This is a genomic window from Pigmentiphaga sp. MLSB6-MA01 (assembly GCF_058793475.1).
On the sequence record NZ_JBXAFV010000011.1, the window covers coordinates 1 to 23,734 of the forward strand.

At 67.8% G+C, this 23,734-nt stretch carries 21 protein-coding genes; 10 read left to right on the forward strand and 11 right to left on the reverse strand.

The window, feature by feature from the left end:
* Positions 1–78: 78 nt before the first annotated feature.
* The 6 genes from AC1Q6E_RS17935 to AC1Q6E_RS17960 form a co-directional block, all read right to left on the reverse strand.
* Positions 79–351: a PsiF family protein gene (locus AC1Q6E_RS17935; RefSeq protein ID WP_152795464.1), complete on the reverse strand. Its 273-nt coding sequence runs from the start codon at positions 349–351 to the stop codon at positions 79–81.
* 92 nt (positions 352–443) lie between these two features.
* A complete protein-coding gene (locus tag AC1Q6E_RS17940; protein ID WP_152795462.1) occupies positions 444–896 on the reverse strand; it encodes an aconitase X swivel domain-containing protein in 453 nt (150 codons plus the stop codon).
* A complete protein-coding gene (locus tag AC1Q6E_RS17945; protein WP_152795460.1) occupies positions 893–2,176 on the reverse strand; it encodes an aconitase X in 1,284 nt (427 codons plus the stop codon). The genes AC1Q6E_RS17940 and AC1Q6E_RS17945 overlap by 4 nt, the downstream gene beginning before the upstream one ends.
* 43 nt (positions 2,177–2,219) lie before the next feature.
* The gene (locus AC1Q6E_RS17950; RefSeq protein WP_492573214.1) at positions 2,220–3,083 is read right to left on the reverse strand and encodes an IclR family transcriptional regulator; all 864 of its coding nucleotides are present in this window, start codon (positions 3,081–3,083) and stop codon (positions 2,220–2,222) included.
* Between the two features lie 112 nt (positions 3,084–3,195).
* Positions 3,196–4,167, reverse strand: coding sequence for a tripartite tricarboxylate transporter substrate binding protein (locus tag AC1Q6E_RS17955; protein WP_152795456.1), 972 nt, complete (start codon positions 4,165–4,167; stop codon positions 3,196–3,198).
* Between the two features lie 50 nt (positions 4,168–4,217).
* The gene (locus tag AC1Q6E_RS17960; RefSeq protein ID WP_296560059.1) at positions 4,218–5,486 is read right to left on the reverse strand and encodes an FAD-dependent oxidoreductase; all 1,269 of its coding nucleotides are present in this window, start codon (positions 5,484–5,486) and stop codon (positions 4,218–4,220) included.
* A gap of 161 nt (positions 5,487–5,647) precedes the next feature.
* On the opposite strand from AC1Q6E_RS17960, the gene ilvD reads away from it, so the two are divergent.
* The 3 genes from ilvD (at position 5,648) to purT (ending at position 9,660) form a co-directional block, all read left to right on the forward strand.
* Positions 5,648–7,372: a dihydroxy-acid dehydratase gene (gene ilvD / locus AC1Q6E_RS17965; RefSeq protein WP_152795452.1), complete on the forward strand. Its 1,725-nt coding sequence runs from the start codon at positions 5,648–5,650 to the stop codon at positions 7,370–7,372.
* A 135-nt stretch (positions 7,373–7,507) separates the two neighbouring features.
* Positions 7,508–8,269, forward strand: a complete 762-nt coding sequence (locus AC1Q6E_RS17970) for an SDR family NAD(P)-dependent oxidoreductase (RefSeq protein ID WP_152795450.1) — start codon at positions 7,508–7,510, stop codon at positions 8,267–8,269.
* A 167-nt stretch (positions 8,270–8,436) separates the two neighbouring features.
* A complete protein-coding gene (gene purT / locus AC1Q6E_RS17975; protein WP_152795448.1) occupies positions 8,437–9,660 on the forward strand; it encodes a formate-dependent phosphoribosylglycinamide formyltransferase in 1,224 nt (407 codons plus the stop codon).
* Here the strand turns inward: purT and AC1Q6E_RS17980 are convergent.
* Together AC1Q6E_RS17980 and AC1Q6E_RS17985 are read right to left on the reverse strand one after the other, a co-directional pair.
* Positions 9,647–10,576 (reverse strand): BMP family lipoprotein, encoded by a 930-nt coding sequence (locus tag AC1Q6E_RS17980; protein WP_152795446.1) that lies wholly within the window; start codon positions 10,574–10,576, stop codon positions 9,647–9,649. The two genes, purT and AC1Q6E_RS17980, sit on opposite strands and share 14 nt — an antisense overlap.
* Positions 10,577–10,719: 143 nt before the next feature.
* Positions 10,720–12,321, reverse strand: coding sequence for an ABC-F family ATPase (locus AC1Q6E_RS17985; RefSeq protein ID WP_492573215.1), 1,602 nt, complete (start codon positions 12,319–12,321; stop codon positions 10,720–10,722).
* A gap of 356 nt (positions 12,322–12,677) precedes the next feature.
* Between AC1Q6E_RS17985 and AC1Q6E_RS17990 the strand changes: the two genes are divergently transcribed.
* From AC1Q6E_RS17990 to mnhG, 6 genes are read left to right on the forward strand one after another with little or no spacing between them, the layout of a single operon-like run.
* Positions 12,678–15,593, forward strand: a complete 2,916-nt coding sequence (locus AC1Q6E_RS17990) for a monovalent cation/H+ antiporter subunit A (protein ID WP_152795441.1) — start codon at positions 12,678–12,680, stop codon at positions 15,591–15,593.
* The gene (locus AC1Q6E_RS17995; protein WP_124689566.1) at positions 15,584–15,925 is read left to right on the forward strand and encodes a Na+/H+ antiporter subunit C; all 342 of its coding nucleotides are present in this window, start codon (positions 15,584–15,586) and stop codon (positions 15,923–15,925) included. The genes AC1Q6E_RS17990 and AC1Q6E_RS17995 overlap by 10 nt, the downstream gene beginning before the upstream one ends.
* On the forward strand, positions 15,922–17,568 hold the full coding sequence (locus AC1Q6E_RS18000; RefSeq protein ID WP_296557860.1) for a monovalent cation/H+ antiporter subunit D: 1,647 nt from the start codon (positions 15,922–15,924) through the stop codon (positions 17,566–17,568). Before AC1Q6E_RS17995 ends, AC1Q6E_RS18000 begins: the two co-directional genes overlap by 4 nt.
* Positions 17,565–18,056 (forward strand): Na+/H+ antiporter subunit E, encoded by a 492-nt coding sequence (locus AC1Q6E_RS18005; RefSeq protein WP_152795439.1) that lies wholly within the window; start codon positions 17,565–17,567, stop codon positions 18,054–18,056. Before AC1Q6E_RS18000 ends, AC1Q6E_RS18005 begins: the two co-directional genes overlap by 4 nt.
* Positions 18,053–18,331 (forward strand): K+/H+ antiporter subunit F, encoded by a 279-nt coding sequence (locus AC1Q6E_RS18010; RefSeq protein WP_152795437.1) that lies wholly within the window; start codon positions 18,053–18,055, stop codon positions 18,329–18,331. Before AC1Q6E_RS18005 ends, AC1Q6E_RS18010 begins: the two co-directional genes overlap by 4 nt.
* Before the next feature lie 8 nt (positions 18,332–18,339).
* Positions 18,340–18,762 (forward strand): monovalent cation/H(+) antiporter subunit G, encoded by a 423-nt coding sequence (gene mnhG / locus AC1Q6E_RS18015; RefSeq protein WP_296557865.1) that lies wholly within the window; start codon positions 18,340–18,342, stop codon positions 18,760–18,762.
* A 98-nt stretch (positions 18,763–18,860) separates the two neighbouring features.
* Here the strand turns inward: mnhG and AC1Q6E_RS18020 are convergent, their stop codons facing one another.
* Positions 18,861–19,886: an LD-carboxypeptidase gene (locus AC1Q6E_RS18020; protein ID WP_492573217.1), complete on the reverse strand. Its 1,026-nt coding sequence runs from the start codon at positions 19,884–19,886 to the stop codon at positions 18,861–18,863.
* Positions 19,883–20,383: a tRNA adenosine(34) deaminase TadA gene (gene tadA / locus AC1Q6E_RS18025; protein ID WP_296557870.1), complete on the reverse strand. Its 501-nt coding sequence runs from the start codon at positions 20,381–20,383 to the stop codon at positions 19,883–19,885. The genes AC1Q6E_RS18020 and tadA overlap by 4 nt, the downstream gene beginning before the upstream one ends.
* A gap of 147 nt (positions 20,384–20,530) precedes the next feature.
* On the opposite strand from tadA, the gene AC1Q6E_RS18030 reads away from it, so the two are divergent.
* Entirely contained in the window at positions 20,531–22,438 is a 1,908-nt protein-coding gene (locus tag AC1Q6E_RS18030; protein WP_296557872.1) for a choice-of-anchor I family protein, read from the forward strand.
* Between the two features lie 24 nt (positions 22,439–22,462).
* Here AC1Q6E_RS18030 and AC1Q6E_RS18035 read toward each other — a convergent pair whose 3' ends face one another.
* Complete coding sequence (locus AC1Q6E_RS18035; RefSeq protein ID WP_492573218.1) at positions 22,463–23,656, reverse strand: MFS transporter; 1,194 nt, start codon at positions 23,654–23,656, stop codon at positions 22,463–22,465.
* Between the last annotated feature and the right edge of the window lie 78 nt (positions 23,657–23,734).

Genomic DNA, 23,734 nt, shown 5'->3' on the forward strand with positions numbered 1-23,734 from the left:
CCCAGGAAACCGCGGATCTGGCTTTGCCAGTCCGCCGGTTTCGCCCCCTGGGGGGCGCGCGTCAGCGCGTAGGGGGGATCAACTACTCAAGCATTGCTTCATGAAGGCCTTGCGGTCGTCGCCTTTCTTGCCCGTGGCGTCTTTGTTGCAAGCGGTCATTTTTTCCTGCTGGGTCATTTTCTTGGTCGAAAGGCAGGACTTCATGAAGGCCTTGCGGTCGTCGCCTTTGCGGTCGCCTGCGTCTTTGTTGCAGGTGGCCATCTTGTTCTGCTGGGCGTTTTCGGCGGCCAGGACGGGGCCCGTCAGGGCCATGAGCACGGCGGTCAGGGACACAGCTAGCGTTTTTTTCATCGTGAACTCCGAACCTTGGGTTTGCGGATACTCCGGCCGGCGGCGATGATGGCCGGGCGGCAGTGCATTATCGTGCCCGACCCGGAAAATGCCTAGCCCCTGCCCCGCCTGGTCACCTCGACCCGCCCCAGGTCGCCATCCACGCTGACCCAGTCGCCGGTTTCGATCACCGACAGGGGGTCGACGTCGAAGTCGGTGACCGACGGCGCGTGCGTCACCACCGCCCCGAGCGCGATCTTGGTCGTCATTTCGTTGAACAGCATCGCGGCGGGCGCCATGCCGGAGATGCGGGCGATGTGGAACTGGCCGGACCAGCCCGACGACCCCTTCGCGCCCGGGAATACCAGCACCTTGCCGGCGAAACTGACCCCGCGCAGCTCGTGGCGGGTCTCGATGACGGTGCCGGTGCGAGGATCGATGCCGCCCCAGCCCGAGATCCGGTCCCGCGTGACCAGGGCCTCGCCTTCGGCGCGTCCGCCCACGATGCCCCGGCCCTGCAGCACGATGACCCCGGAAACAGCCGTGGAACTGTCCTGACCGCTCATCGCAAACCTCCTTTCCAACGGCCCGTCACCGCGGCCTCGACGCAATCGGCGGTACTGCCGAACCAGGCCTGGATGCCCATGATGGCCGGCAGGTAATGGACCTGCTTGGCCGAATCCACCGCCGCCACCTTGGTCCCCCGGGGAATGACGCGCCCCAGCGCCGAACAGGTGTCCGACATCAGGTGGCCGCCGGCTTCCTCGATGATGCGCGTGTAGCCGTTCTGGTCGGCGATCTGCCTGGTGGCCCGAGGCGTGAAGATCCAGAGTTCCGTGTTCTCGTGCACGCGCTTGCCTTGCAGCAGCCGGCACACCTCCCAGATCTGCTCGATGCTGTAGTGGGGGCAGCCCAGCATGACGAAATCGACGTCGGGGTCGCGCGCCGTGGCATTGAGATTCTCGTAGGTCTCCCGCAGCTCCCTGGGGCCGAACCGGAACACCTCGCGCGGGCGGTTGCCGCCGAAGGCCGCCTCGGCCGTCGGCGCCTCGGGCGTGAAACCGGGGATGTGATACATCTCCACGCCCCCCGACGATGCCGCCGCGGCACCGAAGTGCTTGAGCTTGAGGGTGCTGGGCGCGAGTCCGGCGCCGACGATGACCGGCACCTTGTCTTGCACCTTGTCGCCCACGTAGTAGCCCAGCATGCCCCAGTCCGACATCGATTCGACGGGCATGTCCAGCTCCACCAGGTGGGTGCCGCGCCGTTCCGACTCGATGTGATAGCCCCAGTACGGAATACGGCCGGTCAGCATGGCCGCGCCCGTGCTCTCGCGCCCTTCCGCGTTCGATCGGGCGCCCAGCACGGCGTTGATGTAGATCACGGCCGAGGACTCCATCCACGCGCAGTGCTCGCCCCGCGCCGGCAGGTTGCCGACCTGGTAGGGCGTGCAGGTGTTCAGGAGCTGCACGCCCAGCCCCGCGCTGTAGGCGTCGCCCTTGCGGAAGATACGCACGACGTCCTCGCCCACCCCCTGCCGGGCGGCGTGCTCGGGGTCGATACCCTGTTGCAGGTGGCTGCTGTAGACCTCGACGGGCGGAATCGCGACCACCTCGGCGCTGTCCAGGTTGAACTCGGAGAACACCGCGTCCAGGCCGCCCCGCTCGTCGGCGAATTTGCGCATGAACGGCGTGGTGGCGCCGATGGTGCCCGCCACGTTGCGGGTTTCGACCAGGCGCTCGGCGCCCAGCGCGTTGCCGTAGCGCAGCAACAGGTCCATGGCCTTCTGCCTGGCCGCGCCATGCGCGCCGTCGAGCATGGCCTTCTCGTGATCCGTCAGTCGCATCGCCGCCCTCCTTCCTGGCAGCCGGCCCGCGACGCCGCGCGGGTCAGGAAACCTTGAGCAATTTGTCCGGCAGCGGCACCTTGCCGCCCGTGTCGCGCGCGATGGCCTGCGCGGTGTCGATCAGGCGCGGCGCCACCTCGTTGCGCAGGCGCTTCTCGGTGAACGAGAAGGCCGGCCCGCCGCAGTTCAGCGCCATGATCTCGCCGCCCGGCACGACCAGGGGCACGGACACCGAATTGATGTCGCGATGGAACTCGCCCAGCGACAGGCAGTAGCCGTGCAGGCGCGCGTCCCGCTGCGAACGCTCCAGTCCTTTCTCCAGCCGTGCCCACTCCGCTTCGCCGCAGGCCTTGCGTATGTTTTGCAGCAGCCGGTCCTTTTCGTACTGATCGGTCATCGCGCTCAGGTAGGCTCGCCCCAGCGCCGAACTGGCCACCGAGAAGCGCGATCCCACCCTCAGCCGGGCCAGCAGCAACGCCGATTGCGGCGAAGCCGTCTCGATCAGCACGATATGCAGCTCGTCGCGTATCGCCAGGTAGACCGAACCTTCGGTCTCGTTGGCCAACGCCAGCATGTGCGGACGGGCGATCGAGCGCGCGTCGACCCCGCCCAGGAAGGCCTGGGCCAGCGACACCACGCCGGCGGCCAGCGAGAACCGCTCGGTATCGGGCTCCTGCTTCATCAGGCCCAGGGAAACCAGCGTGGCGGCCAGCCGCGTGACCGTGGGCTTGGGAATCCCGGTCATCGCGGCAAGCTCGGCATTGCTCAGCACGCGCAGGTCCTCGCGGAAGCAGCGCAGCACCGCGATCCCCCGCTCCAGCGCGGACACGGTGCCGCTCGGCTCGGCCGCGGTGGACGTCCGCCGGGTCTTGGCGGCGGGCTGGGCTCGGGGGGCGCTTCGTGGCATGGCGGGACTCCGGATGCGGCAGGAAAACGGACAGCGCGATCGATGGAGCCGCCTGCCCGGAAAAGGGACCGCCCATTTTATAGAGAAGCGGACAGGTTTCCATGGGCTTGGCTCAATCGGCGGTGGCGCCCGAGGCCTTCACCACCGGCGCCCACTTCTCGATCTCGGCCTTGACGAAGGCGTCGAACTCCTCGGGCGTGCTGGGCGCGGAGGTCAGGCCCACTTCGGCCAGCCGGACCTTGAAATCCGCGCTGCGCAGGATGGCGCCTACGTCGGCGCTGATCTTGTTGATCACGTCGCGCGGCGTGGCCGCCGGCGCCACCAGGCCGAAGATGCTCTGTACGTTGAAGCCCGGGATGGTCTCGGCCACGGCAGGGATATCCGGCGCGCTGGGGTCCCGTGTCTTGCCCGTGACGGCGATCGGCTTGAGCTTGCCGGACTTGATGTAGGGCATGGACGAGAACAGCGGATCGATCAGCAGCGGCACACGGCCGGCCATCACCTCCGTGTAGGCCGGGCCGCTGCCCTTGTACGGGATGTGCAGCATATCCACGCCGGTCATGCTCTTGAGCAACTCGCCCGTCAGGTGCATGGAACTCCCGCTGCCCGGCGAGGCATAGCTCATCTTGCCCGGCTCCTTCTTCGCCATCGCGATCACGCCGGCCAGGTCGTTGGCCGGCAGCGACGGCGTCGCGGTGATGACGATCTGCGAGGTCACCAGCATCGAGACACCCGCCAGGTCCTTGACCGTATCAAACGGCATGGTCTTGCGCAGCGTCGGATTGATGACGTGCGAAGTCACGACCAGGCCCAGGGTGTAGCCGTCCGGCGCCGACTTGGCGACGTGATCGGTGCCGACCACGGTGTTGGCGCCCGGCTTGTACATCACCACCACCGGTTGCCCCCAGCTCTTCTGCAGGCGCTCGGACAAGAGGCGGCCCAGGATGTCGATGGCGCCGCCGGGGGCGTTCGGCACGATGAGCGTGACGGCCCGGGACGGATAGGCAGGACCGGAAGCCGCCAGGACATGAGGGGCGGTTACCGCGCAAGCGGCGCCGAACAGGGACGCGGACAGGATTTTCATGGTGTCTCCTTGGGGAATGGCGCGGGGACGGCGCGCGTCCCCGTCGATGTTCAGATATTGGCGCGGATGCGTTCCTGCAGGGCCGCCACATCCACGTCCTGGATCTTTCCTCCCAGGGTCAGGTCCAGGGCATGGGCGGCTGCCGCCCCCATGGCGATGCACGGCCCCATGACCCGCACGCTGGACAGGGCCGCCGCATCGGCGTCGATGCAGCGGCCGGCAGCGACGAGATTGTCGCTGCCGGCCGGGATCAGGCTGCGCAGCGGCACCGTATGCACGTGGTCCTCGCCGAAGGGCTCCCACAGGTAGCCTTCAGGCTGGTCATGCAGCTCCACCGGCCACGAGGTCCGTGCGACGGTGTCCGGGAAGCGCGTGGCCGCGCGCACCTCGTTCGTCGTCAATTGGTGCAGTCCGGCGATCCAGCGCGTCTGCCGGATGCCGGGCAAGGCATAGGCCCGGATCCGGGATGCGCCGAAAGCCAGCGGATACTCCGCCTTCAGGAAGTCGATGACGCGGTCCACCTGCTCGCGGCCGGCCAGGGCCGTGGCCGAGGCGGCAATCGGGTCGAGCGGCGTTTCCATGTGGGTCATGTTCATAGCCGCGGTGCCCCGGCCGGGGAAGCGAAAGAAGAGCCCGTCGTCGCGCGATATGCCGTACCGCGCCGCTTTTTCCTTGATGCGCGCGGTGAAGGCCTCGCGCGTGGGCAGGTGGGCTTCATCCAGGTTTTCGAGCACGAACATCTGCGTGCCGAAAATCGGCACGTCCGGCTCCCGGCAGTCCAGGCCAGACAGCCAGGCCAGCGCCGCGTCGCCGCTGGCGTCCACATAACCACGCGCATCCACGTGCACGTCGCCATAGCGGGTGGCCAGCTCCAGCCGCTGCAGCCGGCCGCCTTCCCGGCGTACCTCGCGCAGCACCGCGCCCAGCACCACGGTGATGCCGGCGTCGCTGATCTTCTGTTCGATCCAGCGGCCCAGCGCCACTTCATCGTAGTACACCACCGTCGTCAGCGGTCCGACGTTGTGGTGGAGCGAACCCGCCCGGCCCAGATCTTCGAGGATGCCATCCGCGATGCCATGGGTAAGCTGAATGCGGTTCGGCCCATTCGAGAACAGGCCGCAGAAGGTCCCGATGATCGAGCCCACCGCCTGGCCGCCCAGCATGGGCAGGCTATCGACAAGCACGACCCGGCGGCCCAGCGCGGCGGCTTCGAGCGCGGCCGAGACTCCCGAGATGCCGGCGCCGACCACGCACAGATCGGCATCGACGTGCCAGGGCCGGTGTTCCGTTCGCCGGACGGTTCGTACTTGATTCGCCATGAGAATTCTCCTTGATGCGGCAATGATGCCCGGTGCTTCAGATCCGGATTATTTTTTTCGAAATAATGTTTCATTTTAATTTTAAGCACTGATCGGCGTTGCCCGCAATGGTTCTTGGATGATAAATTGAAATAACGTTTCAATTTTATGGAGCCATTCCCATGTCATCGTCCGAAAGCGGCCAGGCGGCGCCGCGCCGTCCTCTGCGCAGCAACTTCGAACCCGGCACCTCGCGCTGGGCGGTCAGGCGGGCGCAATGGCGCGCCCTTGGGCTGACCGATGCCGACATGGAAAAACCCAAGATCGCCGTGGTCAATACCTCGTCGGAACTGTCGAGCTGCTTCAGCCACCTGGATGGCGTGGCGGCTGCCGTCAAGCAGTCCATACGGGATGCCGGCGGCCTGCCGTTCGAGGTGCGCACCGCCGCGCCCAGCGACTTCATCACCAGCGCCGGCGCCCGCGGCGGCTACATCCTTCCCAGCCGCGACCTCGTCGCCAACGACATCGAGGTAGCGGTAGAGGGCGCCCTGCTGGATGGCATGATCTGCCTCGCCTCGTGCGACAAGACCACGCCCGGCCAGCTCATGGCGGCCGCCCGCCTCGACCTTCCCACGCTGGTCGTGGTGTGCGGCTACCAGCGCAGCGGGCACTACAAGCAGCAGCACGTCGACATCGAAGAAGTGTTCCTGGCCGCGGGCCACGTCGCCGCCGGCCGCATGGATCCAGCGGAATTGGCCGCGATGAGCGAGCAGGCCGTGCGCGGCCCGGGCGTCTGTGCCGGCATCGGCACCGCCAACTCCATGCACATGGTGTGCGAAGCGCTGGGCATGGCGCTTCCTGGCAGCGCCCCCGTGGCCGCCAACAGCCCGCGCATGATGGCCATGGTCGAACAGGCCGGCGCCCGCATCGTCCAGATGATCTGGGACGACCTGCGGCCGCGCGCCATCCTGACCCCCGAAGCCTTCGCCAATGCGGCCCGCGTGGTGCTCGCGCTGGGCGGATCCATCAACACCATCAAGCATCTGCAGGCCATCGCCAACGAGGCACAAGCCGGCGTGGACGTCTACGGACTGTTCGAGCGGCTGGCGGATTCCACGCCCCTGATTGCCGCCATCCGGCCCAATGGCGACGACTCCATCGAGGACCTGGAGCGCGCCGGCGGCACGCTGGCGGTGTTCAAGCGCCTGGCCGGCCTCTACCACCCTGACGCGCCGACCGTGTCCGGGCGGCCCATGGGAGAGGCCGTGGACGAGGTCCAGGTGGGCGACGAAGCCATCCTGCGCCGCGCCGACCAGCCGCTGTCCACCCGCCCCTCCATCGTCATCCTGCGCGGCTCGCTGGCGCCTGACGGCGGCATCGTCAAGCTGGGCCTGGCCACCGGCAAGGCCATGCGCTTCGAGGGGCCGGCGCGGGTGTTCGAGTCGCAGGAAGAGGCCATCGCGGCCTTGCAGCGTGGCGAGATCGCACGCGGCACCGTGGTCGTGATGCGCGGGTTGGGGGTACGCGGAGGACCGGGCATGGGCATGGCCTCGCGCTTCGTGTTCGTCCTGGACGGCGCGGGCCTGGGCGAACATGTCGCCGTCGTCACGGACGGACAGCTTTCGGGCCTCGTCAACAAAGGGCTGGTCGTGGGCGAGGTCTCGCCCGAGGCGGCGGCCGGCGGCCCGCTGGGGCTCGTCCGCGACGGCGATCCCATCGCCATCGATATCGACGCGCGCACCGTAGACCTGCGGGTGGAAGAACAGGAGCTGGGCCGGCGCCGCGCCGCTTTCGTGCCGCCCGCCGCGGGGCGCGTGCGCGGCTGGTTGTCAGTGTACGAGCAGGTCGTGCGCCCCTTGCCCGAAGGCGCCGTCATCACGCACACCGGGCCGACCGGCGCGCGCTGAACCTTTTGAGGTGTCGGCCCGGTGGACATGAGCCCCAGCGTTTCACTCGAAAAAATCGTTCATACTGACAGGACCAATGTACGCTGGCGTCGGTCCCCGCGTCATCCTTCCCGACCCCTCCTCCAGGAGCGCATCATGAAGATCGAAGGATTGGCCGCACTGGTGACCGGCGGCGCCTCCGGACTGGGAGCGCAGACCGCGCGCCTGCTGGCCGCGCGCGGCGCCAGGGTCGCGGTACTGGACCGCAATGCCGCGCCGGCCCAGGCCATCGCCGCCGAAACGGGGGGCCTCGCGCTGCCCTGCGACGTCACCGATCCAGACAGCGTGCGACAGGCGCTGGATGCGGCACGCCGGGAACATGGTCCCGCACGCGTCCTGGTCAACTGCGCTGGCGTCGGGGGCGCGCACCGGATCACGGGCAGGCAAGGCCCCATGCCGCTGGCCGATTTCAGCCGCATCGTACAGATCAACCTCATCGGCACCTTCAACGTCATGCGGCTGGCCGCGGCCGAGATGACCGGCCTCGATCCCCTGGACGATGGCGAGCGCGGGGTCATGGTCAACACCACCTCCATCGCCGCCTACGACGGCCAGATGGGCCAGACCGCCTACTCGGCCTCCAAAGGCGGCATCGCGGCGCTGACCTTGCCCGCGGCCCGCGACCTGGCGCAGTTCGGCGTACGCGTCATGGCGATCGCCCCCGGACTGTTCCAGACCCCGCTGCTGGACGAGCTGCCGCCAGAGGTCCAGACCGGACTGGGCGGTTCGGTCCCCTTCCCCAAGCGGTTGGGCCAGCCCGCGGAATTCGCCGCCCTGGTGGCGCACATCGTCGAGAACGCCTACCTGAACGGCGAGGTGATCCGCCTGGACGGCGCGCTGCGCATGCCCCCGCGTTGACCTCCAGGCATCTGTAGTCGAACGCCTTGCGGGCACCTGCCGCGAAGGTCGCGGGCAAATCCGGCGGCGCAAGATCGCCGCGGGCAGCCGCCAGGCGGGGTTCCCGCGCGCAGCAAAACCGCCCGGTTCGCGCTACATTTCGGGTTTTGCTTCTGGACGACCCCGCGATGACCGCCACCCGTTTCCCCACCCTGGGCACCCCGCTCTCCCCCGCAGCCGTGCGCGTCATGCTCCTGGGCTCCGGCGAGCTCGGCAAGGAGGTCATCATCGCCCTCCAGCGGCTGGGCGTGGAAGTCATCGCCGTCGACCGCTATGCCGACGCGCCGGGCCACCAGGTCGCGCACCACGCCCGCACCGTCGCCATGACCGACCGGAACGCGCTCAAGGCGCTGATCGAGGCCGAGCGGCCGGACATCATCGTCCCCGAGATCGAAGCCATCGCCACGGACCTGCTGGTCGAGCTGGAAGCAGCCGGCGTGGCGCGCGTCACGCCCACTGCCCGCGCGGCCCAGTTGACGATGAACCGCGAAGGCATCCGGCGCCTCGCGGCGGAAACCCTGGGCCTGCCCACGTCGCCCTACCGTTTCGCCGCGACCCGGGAAGAATTGCAGGCGGCCATCGACCAGCACATCGGCTATCCGTGCATCGTCAAGCCCGTCATGTCCTCCTCGGGCAAGGGCCAATCCAGGCTCGACGGCCCGCAGGACGTGGAGCATGCCTGGCGTTATGCGCAGGAAGGCGGCCGCGTGGGCGCCGGCCGTGTCATCGTCGAAGGCTTTGTACGCTTCGACTACGAGATCACCCTGCTGACCGTCCGTTCGCGCGGCGCCGACGGCCAGGATCGCACCGATTTCTGCGAACCGATCGGGCACGTGCAAGTGGATGGCGACTATGTCGAGAGCTGGCAGCCGCATCCCATGTCGCCCACCGCCCTGGCGCGCTCGCGCGAGATCGCCGCCAAGGTCACCGGCGAGCTGGGTGGCTACGGCATTTTCGGCGTCGAGTTGTTCGTGGCCGGGGACGACGTCTGGTTCTCCGAGGTCAGCCCTCGTCCGCACGACACCGGCATGGTCACGATGATCTCGCAGGTCCAGAACGAGTTCGAACTGCACGCCCGGGCCGTCCTGGGCCTGCCCGTGGACACCTCGCTGCGCCAACCCGGTGCAAGCAGCGTCATCTATGGGGGCATCGAGGCGGGCGCGGTAGCCTTCGACGGCGTGGCCCAGGCGCTGGCCGAACCCGGCACCGACCTGCGCCTGTTCGGCAAGCCGGAGTCTTTCGTCAAGCGCCGCATGGGTGTCGCACTGGCCTGCGCGGCCACCGCCGACGAGGCCCGGACCAAGGCCAAGCGCGTCTCGTCGACGGTCAAGCCGCGGGCTATAGCCGGCTGAGCAGCCCGCTCAGGTCGAACTCGCGCCCCGAGTACTCGCTGCTCGGGGTGGCTTCGCCGCGCAGCAGGGCCTGGGTCCACTCTTCCACGGCCTGCCGCGTCGACGGCGCGGCCAGGGGGCTCAGCGCCAGCCGAACGAATTCAGGGCGTTCCACGCCATAGTAGGTGCAAGTGCCAAACGGGACGTTGCCATCGGCATGATCCTGGATGGCGGCCGCGATGCACCGGCCCGTATCCGAGATGGCCGAGCCGACGAACAGCCGCGGATCGGTCTCGGTCCAATCGACGATCGCACCAATCTGGCGCAACCGGAACTTCCGGCAGGCCAGCATCGCGCCGGGCCGCCCTCCGTCGATGGCCGCGAACACCACGTCCACGCCGCGCTTGGCCATGGCCTCGCAGGTTTCGAAGGCAAGCCCTTCGTCATCCTGGCTGCCGCAGAAGGACGTCATCATGCCCATGCCCGGCGAGTGCCGCATCGCCCCGTCGACATAGGCCGCCCGGGCCAACAGCGCCGCCTCGGTCTTGACCGCCGACAGATGGCCCAGGCCGCCGGTGCGGCTCTCGGCGGCCGCCAGGACCCCCGCCAGGAAGGCCGATTGTTCCTGAACGACGCCATAGACGGCGCAGTTCTCGGCGACGTACGAGCCCTGGATCACGACGAAATGAATGTGGGGAAAGCGTTCGGCGGCCATGGCGACCGGGTAGTCGCCGGCGCTGCCGTAGGCCACCACGAGGTCGGCGCCCCGATGGCAGACGTCGATCACGCGCGCCGCGCGGATGGCGGGGCCGGTCGACTCGATCCAGATCAACTCGACCTGGCGCCCTGCGCGCCGGGCGGCTTCCACGCCCGCCACGCCGCACTGGTTGAAGCTGCCGTAGCCGGGCGAACCGAAGAGCAAAACCTTGATGCGCATGGTTCAGCCCGCCGCGCCGGGAGCCCCCGGCGCCATGATGATGGCGATAGACAAAGATTCCCGCATCGTCTTCTCCTTGGCGGCGGAAGGAACTCCACCGGACTCGACGCGGACCAAGCAATCTTCGTGCCGTCTTGCTCCGGTCAGTCCTCGATGCCGCGCGAGGCCAGGTACTCGTCGTAGGTGCCCTTGTAGTCGATGAGCTGGCCGTCCGGCAGGATTTCAATGATACGGCTGGCCAGCCCCGACACGAACTCGCGGTCGTGCGACACGAAGAACAGCGTACCCTGGAATTTCTCCAGCGCCAGTTGCAGCGACTCGATCGACTCCATGTCCAGGTGGTTGGTCGGCTCGTCCAGCAGGAGCACGTTGTGCCGGCGGAGCATGAGCTTGCCGAACATCATGCGGTTCTTTTCGCCGCCGGACAACACCCCCACGGTCTTGCCGATGTCATCGCTGGAAAACAGCAGGCGTCCCAGCACCGAGCGGATCGCCTGGTCCTCGTCGCCCGGCTGGCGCCACTGGCCCATCCAGTCGAAGACGTTGTCCTCGGACTCGAAGTTGTCGGACACGTCCTGCGCCATGTAGCCCTGGTTGGCATTCTCGGACCACTTGATCGCGCCCTGGTCGGGCGCCAGGACCCCGGCCAGCATCCGCAGCAGCGTCGTCTTGCCCACCCCGTTGGCGCCGATGATGGCGACTTTCTCGCCGGCTTCGACCATGGCGGAATATTTCGGGATGACGGGCTTGTCGTAGGCCTTGGCGATGCCCTCGATCTCGACCGCCTGGCGGTGCATGACCTTGGCCTGCTCGAAGCGGATGTAGGGGTTCTGGCGCGACGACGGCTTGACCTCGACGGCGTCGGCCTTGAGCTTGTCGATCTGCTTCAGGCGCGACGTGGCCTGGCGGGCCTTGGACTTGTTGGCCGAGAACCGGCGCACGAAGTCCTGCAGTTCGGTGATGCGCTCCTTGGCCTTGGCATTGGAACTCATCAGGCGCTCGCGCGCCTGGGCCGAGGCCAGCATGTAGTCGTCGTAGTTGCCCGGGTAGATGCGCACTTCGCGGTAGTCCAGGTCGGCCATGTGGGTGCAGACCTGGTTCAGGAAGTGGCGGTCGTGGCTGATGATGATCATCGTCGACTGGTACTGGTTCAGGACCGTTTCCAGCCAGCGGATGGTATTGATGTCGAGGTTGTTGGTCGGTTCGTCCAGCAGCAGCACGTCCGGGTTCGAGAACAGCGCCTGCGCCAGCAGCACCCGCAGTTTCCAGCCCGGCGCGATCTCGCGCATCGGCTGCTGGTGCTGTTCGACCGGGATTTCCAGGCCCAGCAGCAGTTCGCCGGCGCGCGCCTCCGCGGTGTAGCCGTCGTACTCGGCGAACTTGGCCTCGAGGTCGGCCGCCCGCATGTAGTCTTCGTCGGTGGCGTCGGGATTGGCGTAGATCGCGTCCCGGTCGCTCATGGCCTGCCACATTTCCGCATGGCCCATCAGCACGACGTCCAGCACGCGCACCTCTTCGAAGGCGAACTGGTCCTGGCGCAGCTTGCCCAGGCGGGTATTGGGTTCGAGCGAGACGTTGCCGGCCGACGGCTCCAGGTCGCCGCCGATGATTTTCATCAGCGTCGACTTGCCGCTGCCGTTCGCACCGATGAGGCCATAGCGGTTGCCTTCCCCGAACTTGACCGAGACATTCTCGAATAGCGGTTTGGGGCCGAACTGGATGGTGAGGTTGGCGGTGGAAATCACGGCGGAAACGGGCTCGCAAGAAGAAAAGAAACGTCGCGCAGCCAGGGCGGAAGCGCAAAGATCAACCTAGTATTGTAACAGCCCTCATGCGGGTTGACCCGAATATTTACACAATGGACATGAACGGCCCGGAGCCCGACGCGCCCGCGCAGCATGGCACCGCCGTTTGTTACCATTGAGCACATAGCCATGAAGCCGGGACTGCGACCGGCGACGTGCGCATGCCTCTCCTGGACACGATGGCGCAAGACCTGGCGTGGGACTGCTCCCGCCCGCGTGGCCCGGCTAGGTGCGTTCTTTGTAGCTCGCTCCTGCGTTGCCCCACCCATACCAATATCAAAGAGTGACCGCCATCCATGCCCTTGCTGATCCTCCTAGCGCTGCCTTTCGCCGGCAGTGTCGTGGCGGCCTTGCTGCCCGCCAATGCGCGAAACCGAGAAGCCTGGCTTGCCGGTTTGATCGCATTGGCGGGAACGGTACAGGCCGCCCTGCTCTACCCTGAAATCTCGGATGGCGGCGCGGTCCGGTACGAGTTTGCGTGGCTGCCTTCGCTGGGCCTGAATTTCGTCCTGCGCATGGACGGGCTGGCCTGGATATTCAGCCTGATGATCACCGGCATCGGCCTGCTCGTGGTGCTGTACGCGCGCTACTACATGTCGCCGGAAGATCCGGTGCCGCGCTTCTTCTCCTTCTTCCTCGCCTTCATGGGGGCCATGCTGGGCGTGGTCCTGTCGGGCAACCTGATCCAGCTGGCGCTGTTCTGGGAACTGACCAGCCTGGTGTCATTCCTGCTGATCGGCTACTGGCACCACCGGCCCGACGCCCGCCGCGGGGCCCGCATGGCCCTCACGGTCACCGCCGCCGGCGGCCTGTGCCTGTTCGCGGGCATCCTGGTGCTGGGGCACATCGTTGGCAGCTATGACCTGGACGCGGTCCTGTCCTCCGGCGACCTGATCCGTTCGCATCCCGTCTACGAGGTCGCGCTGATCCTGATCGCGCTGGGCGCGCTGACCAAGAGCGCGCAGTTCCCCTTCCACTTCTGGCTGCCGCACGCCATGGCGGCGCCGACCCCGGTGTCCGCCTATCTGCACTCGGCCACCATGGTCAAGGCCGGCGTCTTCCTGCTCGCCCGGCTGTGGCCGGTACTGGCCGGCACCGAGGAATGGTTCTGGATCATCGGGGGCGCGGGCCTCTGCACGCTGCTGCTGGGCGCCTATACGGCCATCTTCCAGCAGGACCTGAAGGGGCTGCTGGCCTATTCCACCATCAGCCACCTGGGCCTGATCACGCTGCTGCTGGGGCTGGGCAGCCCGCTCGCGCTGGTGGCCGCCATCTTCCACATCATGAACCACGCGACCTTCAAGGCGTCGCTGTTCATGGCGGCCGGCATCATCGACCACGAATGCGGCACCCGCGACATCCGCCGGCTCAGCGGCCTGGCGCAGGTCATGCCCATCACCGCCACGCTGGCCATGGTGGCGGGGGCCGCGATGGCAGGTGTGCCGCTGCTGAACGGCTTCATCTCGAAGGAAATGTTCTTCACCGAGGCCGTGGTGGTCGGCAATGCCGTGGGCATGAGCCATGCGCTGCCCATCGCGGCCACCGTGGCCGGCGCCTTCAGCGTGGCCTATTCGTGGCGCTTCCTGCACGACGTGTTCTTCGGACCCCCGCCGCACGACCTGCCCCGCACCCCGCACGAAGCCCCTCGCTGGATGCGCTTCCCCGCCGAGGTCCTGGCCTTCCTGTGCCTGGCCGTGGGCGTGGCGCCGGGCTATACCATCGCCCCGCTCCTGGCCACCGCCGTGCGCGCCATCCTGGGCGACGCGGTGCCCAGCTACAGCCTGGCCATCTGGCACGGCTTCAACCTGCCGCTGGTCATGAGTTTCGTGGCGCTGGTGGGCGGATCGGCGCTGTACCTGATCCTGCAGAAGACCCTGCGCCTGAGCACGGTCGAACGCCTTCCGCTGTTCTACCGGTTCAACGGCAAACGGGCTTTCGAGCGCGTCATGAGCGTCACCACCGCGCTGGCCGACCGCCTGACCAACAGCCTGGGCGCGCGCGGCCTGCAATCCCAGTTGCTGGGCATCGTCGCCTTCGCCATCCTGGTGGCCGCCGTCACGCTGTACGGCCGGCCGCTGTTGCTGGCCGCCGTGCCGATATCCCCGGTCGACCCCACTTTCGCCATCCTGTGGCTGATCGGCATCGCCTGCGCCATCGGCACCGCCTACCAGGCCAAGTACCACCGGCTGGCCTCGCTGATCATGATGGGCGGCGCCGGGCTGGTCACCTGCATCACTTTCGTCTGGTTTTCCGCCCCCGATCTGGCGCTGACGCAGTTGCTGGTCGAAGTCGTGACCACCATCCTGCTGCTGCTCGGCCTGCGCTGGCTGCCGCGGCGCAAGGAACCGGCGGAACTCGGCATACGCGTGCCCGCCATCGCCTGGCTGCACCGGGCGCGCGACCTGGCGATCGCCGTGGCGGGCGGCGCCGGCATGGCGCTGCTGGCCTATGCCGTCCTGACGCGCCCCTATCCCGACACCATCTCCAACTACTTCCTGGAGCGGGCGCTGAGCGAAGGGGGCGGCACCAACGTCGTCAACGTGTTGCTGGTCGACTTCCGCGGCTTTGACACGCTGGGCGAAATATCCGTGCTGGGCATCGTGGCGCTCACCGTCTATGCCCTGCTGCGGCGCTTCCGTCCCGCGCCCGAAAGCATCGCCCTGCCGCATCAGCAGATCGACCAGGGCAAGACCGACGCCGCCGCGCGCGCCGGCGACGATCCGGCGACAGGCTACTTGCTGATGCCCTCGGTGCTGATCCGGCTCGCGCTGCCCATCATCGCGCTGTTCGCCGTCTTCCTGTTCATGCGCGGGCACAACCTTCCCGGCGGCGGTTTCGTCGCCGGACTGACGCTGTCGGTGGCTTTCATTCTCCAGTACATGGTGGGAGGCACCGCCTGGGTCGAGTCCAAGATGCGCCTGCATCCGCAGCGCTGGATAGGCCTGGGCCTGCTGTTCGCCGTGCTGACCGGCATGGGGGCCTGGCTGTTCGGCTACCCCTTCCTGACGTCGCACAGCGCGCACCTGCACCTGCCCCTGGTGGGCGAGATCCACGTGCCCAGCGCCTTTCTATTCGATCTGGGCGTGTTCAGCCTGGTCGTCGGAGCCACGATGCTTATCCTTACGGCCCTGGGCCACCAGTCCATCCGCAGCCACCGCGCCGCGCAGCAGGCCGAAGCCGAGCTTCCCCGGGGAGGCGCCCGATGGAAGTGATCATCGCCATCGCCATCGGCGCGCTGGGCGGATCCGGGATCTGGCTGCTACTGCGGCCGCGGACCTTCCAGGTCATCATGGGCATCTCGCTGGTGTCCTATGCCGTGAACCTGTTCATCTTCTCGATGGGCAAGCTGTCACTGGACCAGATCCCCATCCTGCGGGCCAGCCGCGCCAGCGAGGTCGCCGACTATGCCGACCCGCTGCCCCAGGCGCTGGTGCTGACCGCCATCGTCATCGGCTTCGCGATGACCGCGCTCTTCCTGGTCCTCATGCTCGCCTCCCGCGGCCTGAGCGGCACCGACCACGTCGACGGCCGGGAGGGTGAATGATGCTGTCCTGGCACGACCATCTCATGATCGTTCCCATCGTCCTGCCCATGCTGGTGGCCGGCTTCATGCTGCTGCTGGGCGAGGGGCGCGCGACGGCGAAAGCCGTGGTCAACGTGGTGGCCACGCTCGCCCTGCTGATCGTGGCCATCGCGCTGCTGCGGCAGGCGGACACCGGCCCGTTGCGGGTCGCGGTCTACCTGGCCGCCAACTGGCCCGCGCCATTCGGCATCGCGCTGGCGCTGGACCGGCTGTCGGCCCTCATGCTGCTGCTGACCGCCATCATGGCGCTGGGCTCGCTGCTGTACTCGCTGGCCAGATGGCACCGCGCGGGCGTCCATTTCCACCCGTTGTTCCAGCTCCAGCTCATGGGGCTCAACGGCGCGTTCCTGACGGCCGATCTCTTCAACCTGTTCGTCTTCTTCGAAATCCTGCTGGCCGCCTCGTATGGGCTGCTGCTGCACGGATCCGGGCCGCAGCGGGTCAAGGCCGGCCTGCACTACATCGCCGTCAACCTGGTCGGATCCTCGCTGTTCCTGATCGGCGTGGCGCTGATCTACGGCGTGACCGGTACGCTCAACATGGCGGACGTGGCCGTGCGCATCGGCCAGGTCGAGGCCTCCGACCGCATGCTGATGGAAGCCGGCGCCGCCATCCTGGGCGTGGCCTTCCTGACCAAGGCGGGCGCCTGGCCGCTGAACTTCTGGCTGCCGACCTCCTATGCCGCCGCCTCGCCGCCAGCCGCCGCCCTGTTCTCCATCATGACCAAGGTGGGCGTGTATGTGATCCTGCGGCTCTCGCTGCTGATGTTCGGGGAACAGGCCGGCGAGTCCAGCGGCTTCGTCCAGCAATGGATCCTGTACATCGGACTGGCGACGCTGACCTTCGGCACGCTGGGCATGCTGGCCTCGCAGAACACCGGACGGCTGGCGGGCTTCGCGGTCATCATCTCCTCCGGCACCCTGCTGTCGGCCATAGGCTTCGGCCGCGACAGCGTGACGGCCGCCGCCCTGTTCTACCTGGTCAGCTCGACGCTGGCGCTGGGCGCCTTCTTCCTGCTGCAGGAACTGATGGAACGCAGCCGGACCTTCGGCGCCGACCTGCTGGCGGTCACGCTCGAGGCCTTCGGCCTGGACCGCTCCGCCGACGCCGAAGAAGACATGAGCACGACCGACATCGGCGTGGCCATCCCCGCCGCCATGGCCTTCCTCGGGCTCAGTTTCATCGCCTGCGCGCTGGTGCTGTCCGGACTGCCGCCGCTGTCGGGCTTCGTGGCCAAGTTCGCGCTGCTGACCACCATCCTGAACCCTGACGGGCTCACGCCCGAGGTCGGCAATCCCGAACCCGTGCTGGCCTGGGTGCTGCTGGCCCTGCTGGTGGTCTCCGGCCTGACGACCATCGTGTCCCTCACCCGCATCGGCATACGCGCCTTCTGGGTGCCTTCCGGCCGCGCCCAGCCCCGCCTGCGCCTGATCGAGGTCTTCCCCATCGCCGCCATGCTGGTGCTCGGCATCGTGCTGATGGTCCAGGCCCAGCCCGCCATGCGCTATTTCAACGACACGGCCCGTGCCCTGCATCACCCCGAAGACTACGTGCGCGGCATCATGTCGACCCGGCAGGCCGGCCCAGGAGGCGCCACCCCATGATCAGACGCATCGTTCCCTGGCCGCTCACCTCGCTGTTCCTGCTGGCGATGTGGCTGCTTCTCAACCAGACGCTCTCGCTGGGCCACATCCTGCTGGGCGCGTTGCTGGCCATCGCCGTGCCGCTGTGGACCGCGCCGCTGCGGCCGGTCAGAGCCCGCCTGCGCCGGCCCGGCGTCGCGCTGAAGCTGCTGGGCGTCGTCATCCTGGACAGCATCAAGTCCAACTTCGATGTCGCGCGCGTCATCCTGGGCTCCAAGGCCCGCCGCGACAACTCCGGCTTCATCCGGATGCCGCTTACCCTTCAGGACGCCCACGGCCTGACCACCCTCGCGCTCATCCTGACCGCGATCCCGGGGACGGTCTGCATCGAACTGTCCGATGACAAGAGCTGGCTGCTCATCCACGTGCTGGACCTGAACGACGAGCAGTACTGGATCGACACGATCCGGTCCCGCTACGAACAACCGCTGATGGAGATCTTCGAATGAATGGCATGCTCGATTGGGCCAGCCTGTTCTCGTTGCTGTGCATCGCCATCGCCATGCTGCTGGCCACGCTGCGCCTGCTCAAGGGACCGGCCGCGCAGGACCGGGTGCTGGCGCTGGACACCATGTATATCTGCGCCATGCTGATGCTGCTGGTGCTGGGCATACGGACCGGCAGCACCGAGTACTTCGAAGCCGCGGTGACCATCGCGCTGCTGGGCTTCGTCAGCTCGGTCGCCCTGGCCAAATTCCTGCTTCGCGGCGAGGTGATCGAATGAGCGGCGACATGCTTCTGCCGTTGTGGGCCGAGATCCTGGCTTCGCTGCTGCTGGTGGCGGGCGGCCTGCTGACCCTGCTCGGCTGCCTGGGGCTGTGGCGCTTCCACAGTTTCTATCAGCGCATGCACGGCCCCACGCTGGGCGCGACGATGGGCATGGTGTTCATCGTGCTGGCCTCGATGCTGTACTTCTCGATGACCGACGAGGGGCCGGCGCTGCACGAGGTGCTGATCGCGGTTTTCCTGACGCTGACCGTGCCGGCGACGACGCTGATGCTGGCCCGCGCGGCGCTCTACCGGCATCGGCGGGCGGGCAAGGATGTGCCGCTTCCGGACGGGGCCGCTACGTCTGCGCGGTTCCGGACGGACACGCTGGATGACGAGCACTACTACCCCGCGGACGAAAAGCGGGGGCCGCCCCCTGCGTCCTGACGGGCGCCCGGCACGTCAAGGCGCCCCCGGCCGCCGGGCGGCGGCCACCCCGGGGGCTGCCGCCCGTCTTCGGGCCGCGCGGCGCCCCGGCATTCTTCTCAATGCCCGTGCGGAAAAACCAGGTAGGCCATGCCTGCTTCCGTCGCCAGGCCGATCTTCGCGCCCACGGGCAGCGTCGCCTTGGTCTTCACATGGCCGAACGGCAAGCCGGTCACGACCGGCACCTTCACCTCGCGGCGCAGCCACTCCACCACCGAACGCAGGTCGTAGCCGGCATCGTGCGGCGTGAGCTTGTAGTCGGTAAAACTGCCCAGCACGATGGCTTTCTGGCGGGCCAGCACACCGGCCTGGGCCAGTTGCACCAGCATGCGCTCGACCCGATAAGGGTGTTCGTTGATGTCTTCCAGGAACAGGATGCCCCGGGTGCGCGGGAAATACGGCGTGCCCAGCAGCGAGGCCAGCACCGCCAGGTTGCCGCCCCACAGCACGCCCCGACAGTCGACCGCGTCGGAATCCTCGGATTCGAAGCTCAGGATCTCCAGTTCGCCGCGCAGGGTCTCGCCGAACATCGCCGCGGTCAGGTCGTCCACGCGCTTGCCACCGAAGTCGAAAGCCGCCATCGGTCCGGCGTAGCTGACCGCGCCGGTCCTGGCGAGCAGCGCGAGCTGGAAGAAGGTGAAATCGCTGTGCCCGACGAAGCGCTTGCCGCTGTCGGCCATGGCTTTCCAGTCGATGCGCGGAAGAATGCGCGACAGGCCATAGCCGCCGCGCGTCGCCATCACGATGGGATGCTTCTGGGCGGCCGCGCGGGCCAGCGCCGCCAGCCGCTGGTCGTCCGTCCCGGCGAAGCGTTCCTGGCGCAGCAGCGCGCCCCGGTCAGCCACGGGATGAAAGCCCTGCGCCTTCAGATTCCCGCGCGCGCGGGCAAGGACCTCGGGATCCGGCACCGCGCCCGAGGGCGATACGAGATAGACGCCGGGCCGGGTTCCCAGGGGCGGGAAACCCGGTCCGGAACCCTGGTCATGGAGATGGTCGTGGCCGCCATCGCCGTGATGGTGCTCGTGGCGCGCGTCGTGGTCGTGGTCGTGGTGGGCGTCGGCGGAGGAAGAGCGGCGTCGGTTCATGCGGACTCGGAAGGAAGGGGCGGGCCGCCGCGGGCGGCCTCGCGTTTCTGGCGGAAGAAAGCCCGGAGCAGCTCGCCGCATTCGGCCGCGAGCACACCGCCCTCGACCTGCGTCTGGTGATTCAGCACGGCGATGGACGGCAGGTCGAGGACACCGCCGCAGGCTCCGGTCTTGGGGTCGGAAGCGCCATACACCACGCGCGCCAGCCGCGCATGCAGCATGGCGCCCATGCACATGGCGCACGGCTCGAGGGTGACGTAGAGCGTGGCGCCGGGCAGACGGTAGTTGTCCGCGGCCAGGCAGGCCGCGCGCAGGGCCTGGATCTCGGCATGGGCCGTGGGGTCGTGGCTGCCGACGGGGCGGTTGGCGCCCTCGCCCAGGATGCGGCCAGAAGCGTCGCAGACCACGGCGCCGACCGGCACCTCGCCGTCGCGCCAGGCTTGTTCGGCCAGCGCCAGCGCGCGCCGCATCAGGATGACATCGGGAGAGTCGGACATGGAAGGGAAGGAATGAACCGCGGCATTCTACCGCGCGAGGCGGCTTCGTTCGGGTCCGGACACCGTCCGGGCGCCTGGAATCCTTACATATGACTGTCATGTTACTCCGTCATGATGCGGCGCTTGTCCAACCCACCCGACCGAACCATGACACTCGCCACCCAGCCCTCGCGCATGACGATACTTGCCCGCAGCCTGTGCGCCCTGGCGGTCGCCATTCCCCTGGCGGCCTGCCTGAGCGACGGCGGCGACGATGCGGCTCCCACCACGCCGCCCGTCACCCCGCCGCCCGTCGCCGAGCCGACGCCCAAGAGCATCAGCCTGAAAATGCTGGGCCGCTACTCCGCCGGCCAGTTCGGTGTCAGCGCCGCTGAAATCCCCGCCTTCGACGCCGCCAGCAAGCGCGGCTTCGTCGTCAACGCCCTCAACGGCGTGGTCGACGTGCTGGATCTGAGCACACCCGCCAGCCCCAAGCACATCGGCACGATCGACGCTTCGACCATCTCGACCGGCGCCCAGATCAACAGCGTTGCCGTCCACGGCGGCATCGTCGCAGTCGCCATCCAGGCCGCCAGGAAGACGGATCCGGGCTTCGCCGCGCTGTACAAGGCCGACACGCTGGCCCTGCTGGGCAAGGCCGGCGTGGGCGCCCTGCCCGACATGCTGACCTTCACGCCGGACGGCAAGACGCTGCTGGTCGCCAACGAAGGGGAACCCAGCGACGACTACCAGATCGACCCGGTCGGCTCGATCAGCGTCATCGACGTGTCGAACCCCGCCGCGCCGTCGGCCAGGGTGGCCGGCTTCACCGCCTGGAACGGCAAGGAAGCCGAACTGCGCGCCAAGGGCGTTCGCATCTTCGGGCCCAAGGCCAGCGCGTCCCAGGATTTCGAGCCCGAATACATCGCCGTGTCCGCCGACGGCAAGACCGCGTGGGCCACGCTGCAGGAGAACAACGCCCTGGCGCGCATCGACATCGCCACGGCTACCGTGACCGACATCCTGCCGCTGGGCTACAAGGACCATGGCCTGGAAAGCAATGCACTGGACGCCAGCGACGATCCGGCCAAGCTGGACATCCGCACCTTCCCCGGCGTGCGCGGCATGTACCTGCCTGATGCCATCGCGTCCTACACCGCGGGCGGCAAGACTTATCTCGTGACCGCCAACGAAGGCGACGCGCGGGCGTGGGGCGAAGACGACGACGCCTACTGGAAGGGCGACGCCAACAAGGGATTCGTCGAGGAATTCCGCGTCAAGCACCTGGTCCATACCAGCGGCTTTGCCCGCCGCCGGGGCGACGACCTGCCGCCGCAGCTCGACGCGCTGGCCGCCGGCGCCCTGCTGAACCCCGCGACCTTCGCCTATTGCGGCGCCACCGCCGGCAAACCGGGCACGTGCCGCGACGATGACATCCTGGGCCGCCTGAAGATCTCGTGGACCATGGGCTATCGCCAGGACGCCACCGGCAAGCCGGTCAAGTTCAACGCCCAGGGCATCGAGGACCCCAATGGCGACCGCATCATGTACGACCACCTGTATGCCTACGGCGGCCGCTCGTTCTCGATCTGGGACCAGGACGGCAAGCTGGTGTGGGACTCGGGCGCGCAGTTCGAGCGCATGCTGGCCAGCGATTCGTGCAAGATCGGCCCCGACCGCGACGTGCCCTGCGCCGCCTACTTCAACACCGGCCACGACCAGAAAGCCACTTTCGACAGCCGCAGCGCCTCGAAGGGCCCCGAACCCGAAGGCGTGGAAATCGGCGTGCTGGGTGACAAGACCTTCGCCTTCATCGGCCTGGAGCGCATGGGCGGCGTAATGGTCTATGACATCACCGATCCCAAGGCGCCGGTGTTCATGGACTACTTCAATACCCGCGCCAACTGGACGGAAGCGCCGTCGAACGAGAACCTCGCCAAGATGGGCGATCTCGGACCTGAAGGCCTGAAGTTCGTGCCCGCCGCCAAGTCGCCCACCGGCCAGCCGCTGCTGCTCGTCGGCAACGAGGTCAGCGGCACGACCGCCATCTACGAAGTGTCGCGCGTACTGGAGTAGGCAGCGCCTGCCAGGGAGCCGGGTTCAGGCGCCCTGACTTGTTTCCTTGCCCATTCCGAACAGGATGACGGCGATGGAAACGAGGCAGGCCGCCAGGCCCGCCAGGAAGGCCGCCCGATAGCCGTAGGCACCGATCAGCAGGCCCGCCAGCGGTCCGGTCACGCCCGACGTGATATCCACGAAAACCAGGAATCCGCCCACCGCCACGCCTCGGTTCTCCGGCGGAACCCGGCGCATGGCTTCCACGCCCATGGCCGGAAACACCAGCGAGAATCCCACGCCCGTCAGCGTCGCGCCCGCCAGCGCGAAGCCGGAACTGGGCGCCATCCACAGCAGGAACTGGCCCAGGGCCTCGATCGCCAGCGAGATCAGCGCGACCTTGCTCCCGCCCAGTCGATCGGGCAGCCGGCCGAAGAACAGCCGCACCAGGATGTAGCCCGCCGCGAAACCCGTCAGCGCCAGACCGGCGTCTTCCCATCCCCGGCTCGCGAAATACAACACGACGAAGGCGGTCAGCACGGCGAAGGGCGCGGAAGCCAGCGACAGCGCGGCGCCCTGGCGCCAGATCATGCCGATCACGCGCAGGAACGGCACCTGCTTCCTGCCCCCGCCGGTCACGGGTACCGGCGGCACGCACGAAGCGATCGCCAGGCCCACGATCGGAAAGGCCACCGTGGCCAGCCCGACCGCCAGGAAGTTCACATGCTGCATGACCCAGACGCCCACCGGCGCGCCAAGCCCGAGCGCCGCGAACATCGCGATCCCCTGCCAGGACATCACGATGCCGGTGCGTTGCGGCCCTACCCGGCCTATGCCCCAGGTCATGGTGCCCGTCAGGAACAGGCTCTCGGCCGGCCCCATCAGCAGGCGGCCGGCAACCAGCACCGCCAGCGCCGCCGGCGGATGCGGAATCAGTGCCGAGGCCACATACAGCAAACCCGCCATGGCGGCCATGGGCAAACCCATCATCACGGACTGCCGCGGCCCATGGCGGTCGACATAACCGCCTGCGAACTTGCGGGTAAGAATCGTGGTCAGCGGCTGCAGGCCGATGATCCAGCCCACCACCAGCGGACTGAAACCGAGCTGGCCATTCACATAGAGCGGCAGCGCGGGCAGCGGCAGGCCGACGGCCAGGAAGCCAGAAAAGACGACGGCGACCAGTGGCAGCAGGCGCAACGCGGATGCATGGGAAGGGGAAGAGGAAGCGTTGTTCATCGGCGGACGTCGATAAGCGTCGCGCACGGGCCCGGCGGGCGGGCGCGACGTCGTGCGCGTTGGACGACGTTAACGCTT